This is a genomic window from Bacteroidales bacterium, from assembly GCA_041671145.1.
Taxonomy (GTDB): domain Bacteria; phylum Bacteroidota; class Bacteroidia; order Bacteroidales; family JAHJDW01; genus JAQUPB01.
The window spans coordinates 115,293-133,013 of sequence record JBAZBZ010000007.1 but is presented as its reverse complement, the minus strand read 5'-3'; the positions used below and the strand labels follow the sequence as shown (position 1 = coordinate 133,013).

Sequence of the window (17,721 nt, the reverse complement as noted above, 5' to 3'; positions counted from 1 at the left end):
GTTTCCGACATTCTTGAGTCCAACGGCTCATCATCAATGGCAACAGTTTGCGCAGGCACAATAGCATTAATGGATGCAGGCGTAAAAATTAAAAAGCCCGTTTCAGGAATAGCAATGGGTTTAATAACCGGAGATAAAGGCAATTATGCAGTGCTTTCCGACATACTCGGAGATGAAGACCATCTCGGAGATATGGACTTTAAAGTAACAGGCACAAAAGACGGAATTACTGCCTGCCAGATGGATATCAAAGTTGACGGATTATCTTATGAAATTCTGGAACAAGCTTTAGAACAAGCAAAAAAAGGCAGATTGCATATTCTTGGTGAAATACTCAAAACAATAAAAGAGCCGAGAGAGGACTATAAACCTCATGTTCCAAGAATTGTAAAGTTAACTATTCCAAAAGAATTTATTGGTGCGGTTATTGGTCCTGGCGGTAAAATTATTCAGGAAATGCAAAGAGAAACAGGAACAACAATAGTGATTGAAGAAGTTGGTGATTTTGGAATTATTGATATTGTTTCGGCTGATAAGGACTCTGTTGATAAAGCCATTAAAAAAATTAAAGCAATAACTACTGCTCCCGAAATTGGTGAAGTTTATGAAGGTACAGTGAAGAACATTCAACCATTCGGAGCATTTGTTGAAATATTACCCGGCAAAGAAGGACTTTTACATATTTCCGAACTTGGATGGAGAAGAGTTGAAAAAGTAGAAGACGTACTTAAAGTCGGTGATAAAATTTCCGTAAAGCTTTTAGATATCGATAAAAAAACAGGCAAGATGAAACTTTCAAAAAAAGCACTGTTGCCAAAACCTGAAAAAGAAAATTAATTTATATCTCTGTAACTTTTTGTACATAATTAATTGTCTTCTTATTTTACTATTAACATCAAATTCAAAAGAAAACGAGTTTTAAAAAAAATAATTTTGCTTTTTTTGCAACTTTAAATATTTTGATTACGTTAAACACCTGAATTAATAAGGTTTTAAAGAATGAGACAACTTAAAATAACAAAACAGGTTACTAACAGGGAAACTGCTTCTCTTGATAAATATTTGCAGGAAATCGGCAGAGTTGAACTGATTACTGCTGAAGAAGAAGTTGCATTAGCCCAGAAAATCCGACAAGGTGATAAGTCGGCTCTTGAAAAGCTCACAAAAGCCAACCTGCGTTTTGTTGTTTCGGTTTCCAAACAATACCAAAATCAAGGATTAAGTTTACCCGACCTTATTAATGAAGGGAACCTCGGTTTAATCAAAGCCGCACAAAGATTTGATGAAACAAGAGGATTTAAATTTATCTCTTATGCAGTATGGTGGATAAGACAATCCATTCTTCAGGCATTGGCAGAACAATCAAGAATTGTACGACTTCCTTTAAATAAAATCGGCTCAATAAATAAAATAAACAAAGCATATTCTCAATTAGAGCAATCATTTGAAAGAGAACCATCATTTAACGAAATTGCATCAATAGTTGATTTACCTGAAAATGAAGTTAAAGAATCAATGCGAAATTCAGGTCGTCATGTATCAATGGATGCACCTCTTATTTCGGGTGAAGAATCAACAATGTATGATGTTTTAAGAAATGAAGATTCACAAACACCGGAAAACGAGCTTATCAAAGAATCGTTGAGAAAAGAAATCGAGAGAGCTATTTCAACACTTACTTCAAGAGAAGCCGATGTAATACGATATTATTTCGGGTTAAACGGAATGCACCCTTTAACTCTTGAGGAAATCGGAGAAAAATTTGACCTCACACGCGAAAGAGTCCGTCAAATAAAGGAAAAAGCCATAAGACGATTAAAGCATACATCACGCAGTAAAATGCTGAAGTCATATTTAGGATAACACAAATCAACTTTTTTTGCCAACCCCCTTTTTTTTAACAGAAAAAGGGGGTTTTGTTTTAATTCAGTAATAAATACCTGTTTGGTCAAATCCTATTTTTTACAATAAAAAAACACCTCCATTTCTCTCTGTTGTGAGGTTTAGAGGTGTGTCATAAATTACTTTCTTTATTTTAATTTAGATTTTAAAAGACAAGCCGCCTTGTATTGCAGGTCCACCCAAACCAATTTCAAAATTTATCCCAATATTATCAGAAAAAAAGTAACGCATCCCAAAACCAGCACGAAATGCTACAGGTATAAGTCCTTTAATTGTTTCTGTTGCAAACATAGGGTCATTCGAAGTTGCTTGCGCATTAAAGCTCGAATATCCTGCTGCAATTACAAGAAAAGGGTCGAAACTTTCGGAATCACCGAAGTGAAAATTAAAACTTGCAAGAAACCTTAATCTAGGTAATGATATTTTGTAATTATATACAATAGGATTGTTATTAATATCATAACTATCTTCATTCCATGAATATGAAGAATTTGCGTAATTAAAAATTATTCCCATTCCCATTTTGTCAGATACCATGTATTCTGCTTTAGCACCGAATGGTCCTGTTGAACCGATTTTTATATTTAATTGTTCTCCTGTGTTTTCATAAGCCGTTTTAATAACTGTTGACCAAAGATTCGGAAACCCGTAAAAAGCATCAATAAGGACAGTTCCTTCACCTTTTCCACCTCTTTGTGCACTTGTATTATTATAACACAAAAACAACGCAATTGCTACTGTTAATAGTTTAATTTTTCTCATGATTCTATTTATTTTTAATTCCCCCTACTCTATTTTACGGATTTTCGGGTTACTCCGTTTTTTTTATGTTTTTATTGTTTTTTCTGTTTGTAGTTAAATAAAAAAAAGCAATACAAATAATATAGTTTTTTTAAAAAATGCAAATCTATAAAAATTATTGATATACAAGCAACAAAGCTAAAAATAAAATATCAAGAAGTCAAGTACTTTTTAGAATTCGCTGGAGTTTTTTTAGTATTCGTTGAAATATTTTTAGAATTCGTGAAAAATCAATGTTTAATATTTTCTTTATTTTTGCTTTTTCATTTATTAAATTATTTAATTATTCAATATCAATACCACTGAAATGAATATTCTATTTTACGGATACGGGAATCCAGGCAGGCAGGATGATGGTCTTGGCATAAAATTTATTGAAGAAATCGAAAAATGGGTCTCAGCAGAAAATTTAGAAAACATTGATACCGACAGCAATTATCAGTTGAATATTGAAGATGCCGAAAAAATTTCTCATTACGATGTTGTTTATTTTGTTGATGCAACAATGGAACCTATAGAAAATTTCGAATTAACAAAAGTTGAACCCGATACCGGAAAAGCAGATTTCACAACACATTCGGTTTCCCCTGAGTATGTGCTCGGATTATGTAAAAATATTTTCAATAAAACTCCCGAAACATATTTAATGAATATTAAAGGTTATGAATGGGAAATGAAAGAAGAGCTTACTAAAAGAGCAAAAAAAAATCTTTGTAACGCAATTGATTTTATAAAAAAAAATAAAATAAACATAAATACACGTTTATAATAAAAAAATAAAGGACAACTTAAAAGCAGTCCTTTATTTTTTTATAGTTTAACATCAGCAAATTTTATTTTGCTCCGCCGGGGTTGTCGCTTTTCGGAGGAGTTGTTGCCGGAGTATCTTTTTTTGGAGGTTCGGGAACCTGCTTTACAAAAGCAAAATCAAGTCCGAAGTATAACTCTATTTTTTCTTTCTTCTTTTCTGCTGCAACAACATATAATCTCACATTTTGTGGTGTATCCTGCAAATAAAGGTTTTTTATTTTGTAAACAGAATATTTACTTTTAATATATTCATCAACCTGCTGAGGCAAGTACTTCACTGGCATTTCCCATCTTGTACTCTGCCAATCGCCGACACTGCCATATTCAACAATAGTGTTCATTTCATCTTGTATCAGCACAACTTGAAATTTATTTTCCAATTTCGTCCATTTTGCTTCTTTTGCATCAGCAAAGTTCTTTTTGAACTGCTGCATTATCTGAGGCGGAACATCTTTTTCATCAACCTTTTGGGGATTTTGACAGTATGAAACTGCAATAAAAGATGCAAGTGCAAATAAACAAATTATCTTTTTCATGTGTTTAAATTTTAGGTTTAAAAAGTAAAATTATAAAAAAAACTAAATTAGAAGAAAATATATTGTTAATTTCTCTTAAAAACAAAATGTAAAATCTCTACCATTTTTTATTTAAAAAAAAATAAAAAACAAAAATTCTTTATAACTTTGGTAAAATTAATGAAATTTATTTCAAAACAAAAAAACATGAGTGAAAGAGTAAGGGTAAGGTTTGCACCAAGTCCCACAGGACCGCTTCATATTGGCGGCGTAAGAACAGCATTATACAATTATCTTTTTGCAAAAAAAAATAACGGTGATTTTATTTTACGAATTGAAGATACCGATAAAAATCGTTTTGTTCCCGGAACGGAAGAATACATTATTGAAGCCCTTGACTGGCTTAATATAAAATTCAATGAAGGTGTTGGTATTGGAGGAAATTATACTCCATACAAGCAATCGGAAAGAAAAGACATTTACAAGCAATATGCCGAACAACTTGTAACTAATGGCTTTGCCTATTATGCATTTGATACACCTGAAGAACTTGACAAAAAAAGAAAAGAATATGAGTCAAGGAAAGAAACATTTCAATATGGCATTTCAACAAGAAATGCAATGAAAAACTCATTTACGTTAACGGAACAAGAAATTAAGGAAAAAATAAACAAAAATGAACATTTTGTAATAAGGATAAAAATTCCCGTTGATGAAGTCATTCATGTGCATGATTTGATACGCGGGAATGTCGAAGTGCACTCATCGCAGATTGATGATAAAGTTCTTTTCAAATCGGATGGATTGCCCACATATCACCTTGCAAATGTTGTTGATGATTATTTAATGAAAATCTCTCATGTTATACGAGGAGAAGAATGGCTGCCATCAACACCCTTGCATGTTTTGCTTTATAAATATTTCGGTTGGGAAAATGAAATGCCCATATTTGCTCATTTACCTCTTTTATTAAAACCCGATGGAAAAGGTAAATTAAGCAAACGCGATGGCGATAAACTCGGGTTTCCTGTTTTTCCTCTTCAGTGGGTCGACCCACTCACAAAAGAAATTTCATCAGGTTACCGCGAATCGGGATATGTTCCGGAGGCAGTCATTAATATTATTGCATTTCTCGGATGGAATCCCGGTACTGAAAAAGAATTCTTTTCGCTCGATGAACTCATAGAAGAATTCTCGCTGGAAAAAGTTGGTAAAGCCGGCTGCCGCTTCGACTATGAAAAAGCAAAGTGGTTCAATCATCATTATATTTCACATAAAAGCAACGATGAGCTTTCAGAATATCTTAATGATGTCTTAAAATCAAAAAAAATAAATTCAACAAAAGAAACACTTATAAAAATAAGCGAATTGATAAAAGACAGAATAAATTTTATGAATGAAATATGGGATAAATCAAATTATTTTTTTCAACAGCCTTTGGCTTACGACCAAAAAGTTATTAAGGATAAATGGAACGAAAACACTCCTTCGATTCTAAATAATATTATAGAAAAAATTAAATCAGTTCCTGAATTTAATTCTGTTGAAATCGAAAAAACAATTAAAGATTATATTCAGCTAAATAATTTGAATGCAGGAGCAATAATGACGATATTGCGTATATTAATTGTTGGTACAAACAGCGGTCCTGAATTATTTAAAATTTTTGAAATCATAGAAAAAGATGAAACTATCAGCAGGATTGAAAAAGGAATAAAAGAGCATGGGGCTTAAGGCATGGAGCATAGAGCAAAAATGAAGTTTTAAAATAAAATACGATAAAATGAAAAAATTATTTGCAACATTAAATTGTTTGAAAAACAAAAAAGTTTTCAAAGTTACTTCGGGAGGCGATAACGGGTCAACAATAATTATGAGCTTCGGCGATGAAGAATATTTTTTGTTTATTTATTGCATTTGGCGGCTCGAACAAAAAGAAAAAATTCTTGCCGGATGGAACGACCCTTCAAATGCGAAAAAAGGAAATCTCACAATTCAAACAAAAAAATTAACCGATGAAATCGTAAAAAATTTTTCCATCAGCAATTTTTATGATTTAAGAATTGAATTTAAAAGCGGAAAAGCATTAAATATTTTTTGTGATATAACCCCGCAATTTCAGGTCAAAGGGTACGATGTAAACTGGTCTTTCTGCGAAGTTAAAAAAAATATCTGCTATAATATTGACAGAAATTTTAAAATTGAAACGGAAAAGTTTTTTTGATAAGATTTGCTTTGCCACAGATTAAAAAAATCAATGATTTTGAAACTTGTATTAAGTAATACACGTTAAAATAACACTATTAAAAAAAATAATATTATTTTTAACCATTAAAATTTCTAAAACTATGGCAAAAACCAGAGACGTTCGAAAAGAAGATAAAAAGAAAGCCACAAAGAGTTTGAAAGAAAAAAGAGCTTGTAAAAAAGCTAAAAAATGCAAGTAAAATTTGCTTTCTCTTTAGTTCTAAAAAGACGACATGATATTTTGTGTCGTTTTTTTTTTATCTTTGTAAAAGCAGAACATAAAATCATACAATGGAAAACATAGGAAAACTGCATTATATCACACAGGACATAGCAACTTGTTCTCATCCCGCGTTAGCTGAATTAGCTTGTAAAGGTGGGGTAAAGTGGATTCAGCTTCGAGTGAAAAACAAAAAGCAAAAAGAATGGATTGAAATTGCAAGAAAAACAAAATTAATTTGCGATAAATATAATTCCGTTTTAGTAATAAACGATAATGTTGAAATCGTAAAAGAAATTAAAGCCGTCGGAGTTCATCTCGGCAAGGATGATATGTCTATAAAAGAAGCAAGAAAAAAACTGAAGAGCAAATATATTATCGGAGGAACCGCTAATTCACTTGAAGATATTTTAAAATTAACAAAAAATGATGTTAATTATATCGGACTTGGTCCATTTAAGATTACGGATACAAAAGAAAATTTAGGTTCTGTTTTAGGCATATATGGAATTAAAAAAATTGTAAATGAATACTATTCTTTAAAATGCAGACATGTTCCGATAATTGCGGTTGGAGGAATTTTACCCGAAGATGTTAAAAGTTTATTGGATGCCGGAGTTTATGGAATTGCCGTGTCTTCTGCAATTACCAAAGCAAAAGACAAATCAGGCATGATTAATAAATTCCTGAAAGAGTTATCATAACTTTAAATTCTAAGGTTTATCAGGAAAAGGAGTATGAGATGAGGGTGCCTATTTGGTTACAGTCAGGTGTGATGTATAAAAACAACCGAACATTTGAGCACTTAATTTAGCAACCCCGATGAGTTTCGCTGTTGGGATAAAGTAAACAATTCAGCAATTCAAAAATTAAACTTTAGTCGATTTAAAGTTAATGTTTATTACTTTAAGAAATTACATGAATAATACAAATTAGGAAAGCTCCGCTAATAATATAAATTACCCTCAGTTAAAGGAATATCTTTTAATGTTTTTCTGCATTTCAAAATTGTAATCAACTCTGAAATTGTATTATGAAGATTTTCAATACATTTGTCGCATTTGACAATATAATTATAAATTCCTTCTGCCTGAACTTTCGCTATATAGTCAACATCTTTTTGTGCCGAAACAACAATTATTTTTATATTTTCATCGTATTCCTTTATCATTTTTATTAAATCCAATCCCGAAATATCAGGTAACATAAGGTCTACAATAACAATGTCAGGACTGGAAGTAAGATTGTTTATAAGAGCTTTCCCGTTTGTGAATGACTGGGTACTGATGTTTGTAAAGCTGCTTAGCGATAACTTTAATAAAATATTTTCCGTCCTGTTATCTTCAACTAAGAAAATCTTTATTTTTTCCATAATTTTTAGTTTTAATATTTATTAATTCATTGAAATTACTTTCAAGAATTTAACAAATATACAGCTTATATAAGAGTTTCCTGTAATAAGAATGAATGTTTATCGTGTAATTTTTATAAAAGAAAAAATGACAAACTGTCAAGAAATTGTTTACCCGCGAATTTTTATATTAGGAAAATAGTTTTTTTATTCTTTCCATTGCTTCCAAAACACCTGCTCTGTCTGCAAAAGCAGAAAAGCGAAAATATCCTTCACCCGAAGGTCCGAAACCTGCGCCAGGTGTTCCCACAATATTTGCTTCGTTCAAAAGTTTGTCAAAGAAATCCCATGATTTCATGCCATCTCTGGTTCTCAGCCATATATAAGGAGAGTTGATACCTCCGTAAACTTTAAAACCTATTTCCGAAAAGCTTTTGTAAATTATACTCGCATTTTCAAGATAATATTTGATTGTGGCTTTCACTTCTTTTTTACCTTGTTCCGAGTAAACAGCTGCCGCAGCTTTTTGAACAGGATAAGATACGCCGTTGAATTTTGTCGCATGACGTCTCATCCATAATGATTTGACAGAGTGAGTTATGCCTTTGCTGTCGAATGCTTTCAATTCTTCGGGAATAACAGTAAATGCACAACGCGTGCCTGTGAATCCTGCCGTTTTGGAAAAGCTGCGGAACTCAACAGCAATTTTTTTTGCTCCCTCAATTTCATAAATGGAATGAGGGATGTCTTTTTCTGTTATGAATGCTTCATAAGCCGCATCGAAAAAAATTATACTTTTATTTTCCAACGCATAATCAACCCATTTTTTTAATACTTCTTTGGTTGCAACTGCTCCTGTCGGATTATTGGGAAAACATAAAAAAATCAAATCGGGTTTACTTTTTGGGAGTTGTGGAATAAAATCATTTTCCTCAGTACATGGCATATAAATAATATTCTCAAAATATCCGTCCTCACTACAAATGCCTGTTTTCCCTGCCATAACTGTAGTATCAGCATAAACAGGATACACAGGGTCGCAAATTGCAATTTTATTTTCGTGTCCGAAAATTTCCTGAATGTTGCCTGTATCGCATTTTGAACCATCGGAAATAAAAATATCTTCCGAAAAAATATTTATTTTATTAAGCTGATAATCGTTTTTTGCGATTGCTTCGCGAAGGAAATCATACCCCTGTTCCGGTCCGTATCCTTTAAATGTTTTCATGTTTCCCATTTCTTCTACGCCTTCGTGGAATGCTTTTACAACCGAAGGAACCAAAGGTTGAGTAACATCGCCTATGCCCATTCTTATGATTTTCTTTTCAGGATGTGATTTTGCATACACAGTAACTCTACGTGAAATTTCAGGAAATAAATATCCTGCTTTTAATTTTAAATAATGTTCGTTAATTAATGCCATGTGAATATTGCTTTTTAAAAATGTAAATATATTTATTTGCAAAATTACAATATTTAGCACAATATTTTATATCAAAAATATAATGATTTGTTATTTTTGCAAGTAATTTTTAATATTGAAAAATACAAATGAAAAACTTTTTTGTAAAATCACAAGGTATCGGAAATGCATATATTGTATTAAATTCAGAAGATATTGATTTTAAATTAAATTCCGAAAAAATAATAAAAATATGCAGCATGCAATACGGAATAGGGTCAGATGGGATTCTTCTGAAAGTTACGTCCGACAATGCGGATTTCGGATTGCGTATCTTCAACCCCGATGGTTCCGAAGCCGAAAAAAGTGGCAACGGACTGAGAATTTTTTCAAAATATCTATATGATTATAATTTTTCTTCTGCAAAGGAATTTTCAATTGAAACAAAAGGCGGAACAGCAAAAGCATGGATAACCGAAGAAAACAAAGAAAAAGCTTCAATGGTAAAAATCGAACTAGGAAAAGCTGTTTTCGAAGCATCCGAAATCCCCGTTAATTTTTCTAAAAACGAATGTTTCGAAGAAAATCTTAAAGTTGACGATATGAATTATGTTGTACATTGCGTGTCTGTCGGAAATCCTCATTGTGTGGTAATAAAAGATATTCTGGATGAAAATGAAATAAGAAAATACGGAACGCTTATTGAAAATCATCCGATGTTTCCAAATCGCATTAATGTTCAGTTTGCGAAAATAATATCAAAAAATAAATTACAAATTCTTATTTGGGAAAGAGGAGCTGGTTACACTTTGTCTTCGGGAACTTCTTCGTGTGCAGTTGCTGCAGTTGCGGTGAAAAAAAATCTTACCGAACGCAACCTCACTGTTGAAATGCAAGGCGGAAATCTGGAAATCGAAATTGATGAATCGTGGAATATAATGATGGAAGGAGAAGTGAGAGAAATTGCTTCGGGTATTTTAAGTGGCGAATTAATTTCTTCATGAAATATACTACAAACAGTTAAAAATTTAACTTTTGTTGAAATAAAATTATTTAATTGACAGATTTGCTATAAATCTAGCATCAACAATATGTGTAAAGATAAAAAAACAATTTAACAATTTAACAATGGAACAATTTTGAAGTATAAAAATAAAATAATTAAATTTGCAATTCTTTTAAAAGAAAGCGATGACTGAGAAAAAAATACCGTTTACAAAGGAACAACTGCAGAAAATTATTGAGAAGTATCCAACTCCTTTTCATATTTATGATGAAAAAGCTTTGAAGCAGAATGCAAGAAAATTCAACAATGCTTTTTCGTGGAATGTCGGATTTAAAGAATATTTTGCAATAAAAGCAACGCCAAATCCATATCTGATGACAATATTGAAAGCAGAAGGATTCGGAATTGACTGCAGTACATTGGCGGAACTTGAACTTGCCGAAAGAACCGGCATGAAAGGAGAAGCGATTATGTTTACTTCAAACGACACTCCTTTTGAAGAATATGTAAAAGCAACAAAACTTGGGGCAATTATTAATATTGATGATATTTCACATATTCCTTTTCTTGAAAAGCATGCTGGAATTCCCGATTTAATTTGCTTCAGGTATAATCCCGGTTCTTTAAAAGACGGAAATTCAATAATAGGACAGCCCGAAGAAGCAAAATACGGACTCACACGCGAGCATTTATTCGGCGCCTATCGCATAATGCGCGATAAAGGAGTGAAGCGTTTCGGCATTCACACAATGATTGCTTCAAACGAACTTGATGTTGAATATTTTATTGATACTGCTAAAATTTTATTTGAAGTTGTTGTTGCTCTTTCCAAGAAATTAAACATTCGTTTCGAATTTGCGAATCTTGGAGGAGGAGTAGGAATTCCATATAAACCCGAAGAATCGGAAGTTGATATAAATGTTTTTAGCAAAGGAGTACAAAATTATTATAAGGAATTAATTGCTGCAAACGGACTTGCGCCGATGAAAGTTTTTCTCGAATGTGGAAGAGTTATTACAGGTCCTTATGGATATTTAGTTTCAAAAGTTCTGCATATTAAAGATACTTATAAAAAATACGCAGGACTTGATGCATGCATGGCAAACCTCATGAGACCTGCTTTGTATGGTGCTTATCATCATATTTCGGTTTTAGGAAAAGAAAATCTGCAACATAACATCATGTATGATGTTACCGGTTCCCTCTGCGAAAACAACGATAAATTTGCTATCAACCGACTTTTACCTGAACTTGAACCAGACGATATTGTGGTTATTCACGATGCAGGAGCACACGGGCATGCCATGGGATTTAATTACAACGGGAAATTACGCTCCGCCGAACTTTTATTGAGAGAAAACGGTGATGTCGTTCAAATAAGAAAAGCAGAAACAATTGACGACTATTTTTCAACTCTCGACTTTGACGGTTTGAAAAAATTTAATGTTTAAAAATTTGTTTGAATATTTTAATAAAACATTAACTTATATAAACTCTAATATCTAATTAAATATTTTACACCATGAAAAAAATAAAGAATTTTTTATTTTTAATTCTGGCAATTTCAATTTCAAACTGCCTTTTTGCCCAGAAGGATTCATATAACATTAAAATACAAATAAAAGGTTTGAAAGATACCGTTTGCTATCTGGCAAACTATTACGGAGATAAGCAGTATATACAGGATAGTGCGAGGGTTGATTCTAAAGGCAATCTTTTTTTTAAAAAAAACAAAAAACTTCCTGAAGGGATTTATATAATTATTCTTCCGAATAAAAGTTATTTTGAAATAATTATAACCGATAAACCTAATTTTTCATTTTCAGCCGATACATCGCATTCGGTTAAAAACATTAAAATTAAAGGTTCTCCCGAAAACACGCGTTTTTATGATTATATAAAATTTGTTAATAGTAAAAGAAAATCATTGGACTCATTGAAATTAATTCAGAAGAAAGTAAAAACCAAAGAAGATTCTATAGCTATTAAAGATAAAATTAAAGGAATAGATAATGAAGTGGAAAGTCACATTAATAATCTGATGGGAAAATATCCTAATGACCTTTTTGTGAAAGTCCTTAAATCGCAAAATGAAATTAAAATTCCTGCTCCTCCAAAACTTCCCAATGGCAGTATTGATTCTAATTTTCAGTATTTTTATTATAAAACACATTATTTTGACAATATTGATTTTAATGATGAAAGAATTGTAAGAACTCCTATATATCATTCAAAACTTGATTATTTTTTTAAAAATGTTGTTTTACAAATCCCTGATTCAATTATTAAGGAGAGTGATATTGTTATTGAAAAAACAAAAGGAAGCAAAGAATTATTTAAATACACGGTATATTATCTAACTTACAATTCCGAACGTTCCCCTGTGATGGGCATGGACGCTGTTTTTGTTCACATGATTGAAAAATATTATCAAACAGGACAGGCGTTTTGGGTTGATTCGGCATCTCTTGCCAAAGTTATTGACAGAGCAAGAATTCTCAAACCCCTTCTACTAGGCAACCCTGCACCATTCTTGATTATACAGGACACTTCGGGGCAAAATATTTCAAACTACGATATTAAAGCCGATTTTCTTATTCAGATATTCTGGGAACCAAGCTGCGGACATTGTCAGAAAGAACTCCCACACTTTGTTGAACTCAACGAAAAATTAAAAAAAGAAAATATCAACGCTGAGGTGCTTACCATTTGTACGGGAAGTGATGTGAAAGAATGGAAAAAATTTATCAGAGAAAAAAAGATGAATTTGTTTAACGGAATGGACTTAAACGGCAGGTATTATTACAAAGAACTTTATGACATTTTCAGCACTCCTGTGGTTTATATTTTAAATAATAAAAAACAAATAATTGCCAAACGAATCGGAGTTGAACAAATTGAGCAATTTTTAAAGAACGAAATTAAAAATAAAAAAAAGTAACCCCGCAAAGAACTGTAAAATAAATATTTTAATCTCAGCGTCTTCGCTGCTTTGCGGTAAGAAAAATATTTTTGTGACTGCATCTACGACAAATATAAATCTGATTAAAAATATATCTCAATAGTTTTAAAAAAACCGAAATTCCATAAAGTAATATTCGTTTGCAAGTATTATTTGACTTTTGATTTTTAATATCTTAAATTTGACAACGCACTAACCCTTTTTAAATCTATCTTTATTATGAAATATTTTTTTATTTCGATTTTTATAATTTATATTTTTCAGGGAGTATTGTTTTCCCAGGATATGAGAAAAATGAGTGGTGCAGAATATTGTTCTTATAAAAAAACTCATAGCAAAGGTCTTTTTAATATTGACAGGTCTCCGAATTCGCCAAAACACTCATTCTATGTATTGCATTATAACCTTAATCTGGATTTGTATAATTGCTATATCAATCCTTATCCTAAAACATTTTCGGGAAGTAATACAATAACTTTCAAAGTGAGTTCTTCTTTAAACCTGATAAAATTAAATGCCATCAACACTTCATTACAAATTGACTCTGTATCTTTAGCAGGAATATCGTTCAGTCACACTTTGGATACACTTTCAATAATTCTTGACAAAACGTACAATTCCGGAGATACCGTTCAGGTAAAAATATATTATCAACATAAAAATATTTCCGATAATGCTTTTTATGCAAACGGAGGTTTCGTTTTTACCGATTGTGAACCCGAAGGAGCAAGAAAATGGTATCCATGCTGGGATAAGCCCTCAGATAAAGCAACATTCGAGCTTACTGCAAAAGTTCCCGGAAATGTTAAACTCGCTTCAAACGGAAAACTTGTCGATTCTACAATAATTGCCGATACAATTTATTATCACTGGAAAAGCAGTGACCCGCTTGCAACTTATCTGGCAATAATAACATCAAAAGCAGATTATAATCTTGATATAGTATACTGGCACAAAGTATCAAATCCTAACGACAGTGTTCCGATGAGGTTTTATTACAACAACGGAGAGAATCCAAAACCAATGGAAAATATTATTGGCGATATGACAACTTATTATTCACAAACATTCTGTGAACATCCATTTGAGAAAAACGGCTTTGCAACTTTAAACGACGATTTTATCTGGGGCGGTATGGAAAATCAGACATTGACAAGCTTATGCCCCAATTGCTGGGATGAAGGATTGCTCGCACACGAATTTGCGCATCAGTGGTTTGGCGACATGATTACCTGTGGTACATGGGCCGATATTTCATTAAACGAAGGATTTGCGACATACTGCGAATCGCTCTGGAAAGAACATACAGGCGGTTACGACTCATATAAAACAAATATTAATTCAACAGCGGATGATTACTTAAGTTCAAATCCTGGATGGCCTATTTACGATTCATCATGGGCAGTTAATACCCCCAATACTACTACTTTATTTAATACTGCAATTACTTACGATAAAGGTGCTTGTGTTTTGCACATGTTGAGATATGTTATCGGTGATTCATTATTTTTTAAATTTCTCAAAGAATATTCTGCCGATACGAATTTCAAATACGATAATGCTATTATGACTGATTTTATTACCAAAGCCGAAAGCGTCAGCGGACAAAATTTACATTGGTTTTTTAACCAGTGGATTTATAAGCCCAATCATCCTGCATATGCAAATGCTTATTCTATTGACAGTGTCGGGACAGCAAACTGGAATGTGAAATTTATAATTAACCAGACACAAACAAATCCTCCATTTTTCAAAATGCCTGCTGAACTGCAAATAACATTTACTGATTTGTCCGATACAATTGTAAAAGTTATGAACGACACAAACAATCAAACTTTTTCATTTAATTTTGCAAAAAAAACCGATAATGTATTGTTCGACCCTTTCAGAAATATTGTACTTAAAGTTGAACCAGCACATTGCAGCGGCATCCAATCTCTGACTGCCGCAACAGATACTGTTGAAGATGGAAGCGGCATATATAATTATGGAGATAATTCATCTTGTGTGTGGGATATTAAGCCATCAAATATTCCGCAATCAATAATCTTGCATTTTCTTGAATTTGATACGGAACTTACAAATGATAAACTTGAAGTATGGAATGCGGGAGTATTGCCAAATCAGAAAATAATAACATATTCCGGTTCAACAATTCCGCAGGATTTGGTTTGCAACACTAAAAGAATAAAATTAAAATTCTATACAAATGGTTCGGTTACAAAGCAAGGATGGAAATTAGTTTATACTACCAATACAGGAATAGAAGAAAAATTAAATGATTTGAAATTCCTTTCGGTTTATCCAAACCCTGCAAATGAAGTTTTAAATGTGGATTTAATTCTAAATTCAGCAAGTAAAATTAATATTATATTAAAAAATATTATTGGAAAAACTATTTATAAAGAAATTTTAAATTCAACTGCAAATATTGCTCAAAGCATTGATGTTTCTTCTTTTGCAAAAGGAATTTACATTCTTGAAATTAATACTGCAAAAACAACTCTGCAGAAAAAAATCATAATTCAGTGATTCATTAAAAGATACCCGCTTGCCGAAAAATGTTTCTATTTTAGAGAACTACAGCACTGTTCATAAAAGCAGAAATGGAAATTATACTTTATCTTATCCTGTTTGATTCTTTAACTATTTTTTCGTCTTTGCGGATTGCCTTGTTGGCAAGTAATAATAAAATCATGTTGAGCAAAGGCAATACAGCTCCTATGGAGAAATTGCAAATTACGTTGCTTCCAAGTTTATTTTTAATTATTATGTCGGGATAAAAATAAAAAACAAGCAATATCAGTATTAGATTAAAAATGAAATTTATTTTACATATTGTAATTTGCACCGGTCTTTTTTTGAAAAGAAAAATTGTAATAAATGACAATAAACCCACAAAAGCTGAAATACAGAAAAGAGGAATTACATATAAAAAGTCAAAGCTGTTGCCATTTGTGTTTTGCACAACACCGATTAGTTCCAAAATATAATGTTTACCATTTAGTTCAATGTTTATTATAGGAAGAAAAAACATAAGTACGATTATTGCAACTACTGCCGACAAATAGATGCTTTGTATTCTTTGTATCATATCTTTTATAATTAAAAAAAAGTGGCAAAATAAAACCACTTCTTTAAATATTTCATTAAAATTATTTTATAATTACTTTTGTGCGAGTATGCAAATAGCACAACCTTCTTTCCCGTCTCTGAAATAAAACGATAAATAATAAACGCCTGATTTTTTACATTCAAACTCTATTCCCGGATATTCTTTACCTGTGTTATAATCATAAGTTGCACCTATCATTGAATCTCCGTTATAAAGTGAAATAACAACTTTTCCTTCCATGTCACTCGCATTACATCCAACAATTTTATATTTAACACCTCCGTTTAACACCACAGCATACTTGGCAACAATAGGAGGTTCGCCTTTTCTTGATTTCTTTATTCTTATCGGATAACTTTTGATATATTTATAATCGCCTATTTTGGAATAACATATATCAAGAAGTTCGTCACCACATTGTGCAAGAACCTGTCCTGATGCGAACAAGCCAACTGCAAACGATATTAAAAAAAATATTTTTTTCATGCTTTTAACTGATAATTTTATTACGAATTTCATCTATTACTTTGGTAATATTGTTAGTGCATTCCTTGCTGATGCTAACTGTACTTGTGCTGTTGTCCTGAATTGAAAGATTACCTCCAACCACTTTTTTTGTAGGAGCGGAATTTGTATATGTAATTTTTACATTATCATATTCCTTTTTCAGTTTTTCAAAATCGTCATAAGTACTTTTAAAATCTTCATTATTTTTAAAAATTGATAGCAAATATACTATTTTATCAACGACAACTTTTTGTTCACCTATTCTTTCAATTATCATTTTCTGGTCTTTTGCAGTTTGAAATTTCAAAGCAAAGTACATGCTTTCAACCCACGTTCCAACACCAATGAGTATACTTAAATTATTCCTGTTTTGTTCCTGAAGATATTGTGTCATTTTGTCGAACCCTGAACTTGTAATATACAAAACCGAGTCAATATTTTTACTATTTTCATTTAAACGAGTCAGAGTTTTATGGTCGAAAAACTGTCCTACTTTTATTGCATTGGCAAGTTCTTTAATATTGTCAATATAAGAAACAGCAGATGATGTTTTATCGTTTATGTTCATAAAAACCAAGTCGGTTCCGTAAACACCGATATTAAGTGCTTTTTGATAATTTGTAGTATAATTTTTTATATTCAGATAAGAATTAATAAAACTATCGGAATATGTGAATCCCGAACTTTTAAGTATTAAAGCCATTTCCATTGGGTTTGGAATTGCAGTTATCATTTCTTTAATCTGATTTTCAGAAACAGGAGGCTTTGGATTTATCAGCGAATCTGCCAATATTTCACTAACTTCTTTTGGCTTTTCCGAGTTACATGAAAAAATAGTTACTACTAATAATACCAATGTAAATGTTTTTATTATGTTCATAAA

General features: G+C 31.7%; 17 protein-coding genes. 10 read left to right on the top strand and 7 right to left on the bottom strand.

Annotation, left to right across the window (positions count from 1 at the left end; all coding sequences use genetic code 11):
- Both WC223_04405 and WC223_04400 read left to right on the top strand, forming a co-directional pair.
- On the top strand, positions 1 to 837 hold an 837-nt coding region (locus WC223_04405; protein ID MFA6923477.1), incomplete at its 5' end, for a S1 RNA-binding domain-containing protein.
- 162 nt (positions 838 to 999) lie between these two features.
- Positions 1,000 to 1,863 carry a sigma-70 family RNA polymerase sigma factor gene (locus WC223_04400; protein ID MFA6923476.1) on the top strand — a complete coding sequence of 288 codons (864 nt, stop codon included), beginning with the start codon at positions 1,000 to 1,002 and terminating at the stop codon, positions 1,861 to 1,863.
- A 177-nt stretch (positions 1,864 to 2,040) separates the two neighbouring features.
- Here the strand turns inward: WC223_04400 and WC223_04395 are convergent, their stop codons facing one another.
- Positions 2,041 to 2,664, bottom strand: coding sequence for a hypothetical protein (locus tag WC223_04395; GenBank protein MFA6923475.1), 624 nt, complete (start codon positions 2,662 to 2,664; stop codon positions 2,041 to 2,043).
- 346 nt (positions 2,665 to 3,010) lie between these two features.
- Between WC223_04395 and WC223_04390 the strand changes: the two genes are divergently transcribed.
- Positions 3,011 to 3,472: a hydrogenase maturation protease gene (locus tag WC223_04390; protein ID MFA6923474.1), complete on the top strand. Its 462-nt coding sequence runs from the start codon at positions 3,011 to 3,013 to the stop codon at positions 3,470 to 3,472.
- A 64-nt stretch (positions 3,473 to 3,536) separates the two neighbouring features.
- Here the strand turns inward: WC223_04390 and WC223_04385 are convergent, their stop codons facing one another.
- On the bottom strand, positions 3,537 to 4,049 hold the full coding sequence (locus WC223_04385; GenBank protein MFA6923473.1) for a PepSY-like domain-containing protein: 513 nt from the start codon (positions 4,047 to 4,049) through the stop codon (positions 3,537 to 3,539).
- Positions 4,050 to 4,235: 186 nt separating this feature from the next.
- Here WC223_04385 and gltX point away from each other — a divergent pair, with 186 nt between their 5' ends.
- From gltX to thiE, 3 genes are all read left to right on the top strand, one after another.
- Entirely contained in the window at positions 4,236 to 5,762 is a 1,527-nt protein-coding gene (gltX, locus tag WC223_04380) for a glutamate--tRNA ligase (GenBank protein ID MFA6923472.1), read from the top strand.
- 49 nt (positions 5,763 to 5,811) lie between these two features.
- A complete protein-coding gene (locus tag WC223_04375; GenBank protein MFA6923471.1) occupies positions 5,812 to 6,252 on the top strand; it encodes a hypothetical protein in 441 nt (146 codons plus the stop codon).
- A 314-nt stretch (positions 6,253 to 6,566) separates the two neighbouring features.
- Positions 6,567 to 7,199, top strand: a complete 633-nt coding sequence (gene thiE / locus WC223_04370; protein MFA6923470.1) for a thiamine phosphate synthase — start codon at positions 6,567 to 6,569, stop codon at positions 7,197 to 7,199.
- 242 nt (positions 7,200 to 7,441) lie between these two features.
- Here the strand turns inward: thiE and WC223_04365 are convergent, their stop codons facing one another.
- Together WC223_04365 and WC223_04360 are read right to left on the bottom strand one after the other, a co-directional pair.
- Positions 7,442 to 7,867 (bottom strand): response regulator, encoded by a 426-nt coding sequence (locus WC223_04365; protein MFA6923469.1) that lies wholly within the window; start codon positions 7,865 to 7,867, stop codon positions 7,442 to 7,444.
- A 169-nt stretch (positions 7,868 to 8,036) separates the two neighbouring features.
- Positions 8,037 to 9,269, bottom strand: coding sequence for an LL-diaminopimelate aminotransferase (locus WC223_04360; GenBank protein ID MFA6923468.1), 1,233 nt, complete (start codon positions 9,267 to 9,269; stop codon positions 8,037 to 8,039).
- Positions 9,270 to 9,397: 128 nt separating this feature from the next.
- On the opposite strand from WC223_04360, the gene dapF reads away from it, so the two are divergent.
- From dapF to WC223_04340, 4 genes are all read left to right on the top strand, one after another.
- Complete coding sequence (dapF, locus tag WC223_04355; protein ID MFA6923467.1) at positions 9,398 to 10,252, top strand: diaminopimelate epimerase; 855 nt, start codon at positions 9,398 to 9,400, stop codon at positions 10,250 to 10,252.
- A gap of 187 nt (positions 10,253 to 10,439) precedes the next feature.
- Positions 10,440 to 11,705 (top strand): diaminopimelate decarboxylase, encoded by a 1,266-nt coding sequence (locus WC223_04350; protein ID MFA6923466.1) that lies wholly within the window; start codon positions 10,440 to 10,442, stop codon positions 11,703 to 11,705.
- A 71-nt stretch (positions 11,706 to 11,776) separates the two neighbouring features.
- Positions 11,777 to 13,195 carry a DUF4369 domain-containing protein gene (locus tag WC223_04345; protein ID MFA6923465.1) on the top strand — a complete coding sequence of 473 codons (1,419 nt, stop codon included), beginning with the start codon at positions 11,777 to 11,779 and terminating at the stop codon, positions 13,193 to 13,195.
- 240 nt (positions 13,196 to 13,435) lie between these two features.
- Complete coding sequence (locus WC223_04340; GenBank protein MFA6923464.1) at positions 13,436 to 15,748, top strand: M1 family aminopeptidase; 2,313 nt, start codon at positions 13,436 to 13,438, stop codon at positions 15,746 to 15,748.
- A gap of 88 nt (positions 15,749 to 15,836) precedes the next feature.
- Here WC223_04340 and WC223_04335 read toward each other — a convergent pair whose 3' ends face one another.
- The 3 genes from WC223_04335 to WC223_04325 form a co-directional block, all read right to left on the bottom strand.
- Positions 15,837 to 16,310, bottom strand: coding sequence for a DUF4293 domain-containing protein (locus tag WC223_04335; protein ID MFA6923463.1), 474 nt, complete (start codon positions 16,308 to 16,310; stop codon positions 15,837 to 15,839).
- 72 nt (positions 16,311 to 16,382) lie between these two features.
- On the bottom strand, positions 16,383 to 16,817 hold the full coding sequence (locus WC223_04330) for a hypothetical protein (GenBank protein MFA6923462.1): 435 nt from the start codon (positions 16,815 to 16,817) through the stop codon (positions 16,383 to 16,385).
- A 4-nt stretch (positions 16,818 to 16,821) separates the two neighbouring features.
- A complete protein-coding gene (locus WC223_04325; GenBank protein MFA6923461.1) occupies positions 16,822 to 17,718 on the bottom strand; it encodes a hypothetical protein in 897 nt (298 codons plus the stop codon).
- Between the last annotated feature and the right edge of the window lie 3 nt (positions 17,719 to 17,721).

Coding starts and splice junctions, on each gene's coding strand:
- WC223_04400 (MFA6923476.1), top strand. CDS start 1,000: ATGAGACAACTTAAAATAACAAAACAGGTTACTAACAGGGAAACTGCT.
- WC223_04395 (MFA6923475.1), bottom strand. CDS start 2,664: ATGAGAAAAATTAAACTATTAACAGTAGCAATTGCGTTGTTTTTGTGT.
- WC223_04390 (MFA6923474.1), top strand. CDS start 3,011: ATGAATATTCTATTTTACGGATACGGGAATCCAGGCAGGCAGGATGAT.
- WC223_04385 (MFA6923473.1), bottom strand. CDS start 4,049: ATGAAAAAGATAATTTGTTTATTTGCACTTGCATCTTTTATTGCAGTT.
- gltX (MFA6923472.1), top strand. CDS start 4,236: ATGAGTGAAAGAGTAAGGGTAAGGTTTGCACCAAGTCCCACAGGACCG.
- WC223_04375 (MFA6923471.1), top strand. CDS start 5,812: ATGAAAAAATTATTTGCAACATTAAATTGTTTGAAAAACAAAAAAGTT.
- thiE (MFA6923470.1), top strand. CDS start 6,567: ATGGAAAACATAGGAAAACTGCATTATATCACACAGGACATAGCAACT.
- WC223_04365 (MFA6923469.1), bottom strand. CDS start 7,867: ATGGAAAAAATAAAGATTTTCTTAGTTGAAGATAACAGGACGGAAAAT.
- WC223_04360 (MFA6923468.1), bottom strand. CDS start 9,269: ATGGCATTAATTAACGAACATTATTTAAAATTAAAAGCAGGATATTTA.
- dapF (MFA6923467.1), top strand. CDS start 9,398: ATGAAAAACTTTTTTGTAAAATCACAAGGTATCGGAAATGCATATATT.
- WC223_04350 (MFA6923466.1), top strand. CDS start 10,440: ATGACTGAGAAAAAAATACCGTTTACAAAGGAACAACTGCAGAAAATT.
- WC223_04345 (MFA6923465.1), top strand. CDS start 11,777: ATGAAAAAAATAAAGAATTTTTTATTTTTAATTCTGGCAATTTCAATT.
- WC223_04340 (MFA6923464.1), top strand. CDS start 13,436: ATGAAATATTTTTTTATTTCGATTTTTATAATTTATATTTTTCAGGGA.
- WC223_04335 (MFA6923463.1), bottom strand. CDS start 16,310: ATGATACAAAGAATACAAAGCATCTATTTGTCGGCAGTAGTTGCAATA.
- WC223_04330 (MFA6923462.1), bottom strand. CDS start 16,817: ATGAAAAAAATATTTTTTTTAATATCGTTTGCAGTTGGCTTGTTCGCA.
- WC223_04325 (MFA6923461.1), bottom strand. CDS start 17,718: ATGAACATAATAAAAACATTTACATTGGTATTATTAGTAGTAACTATT.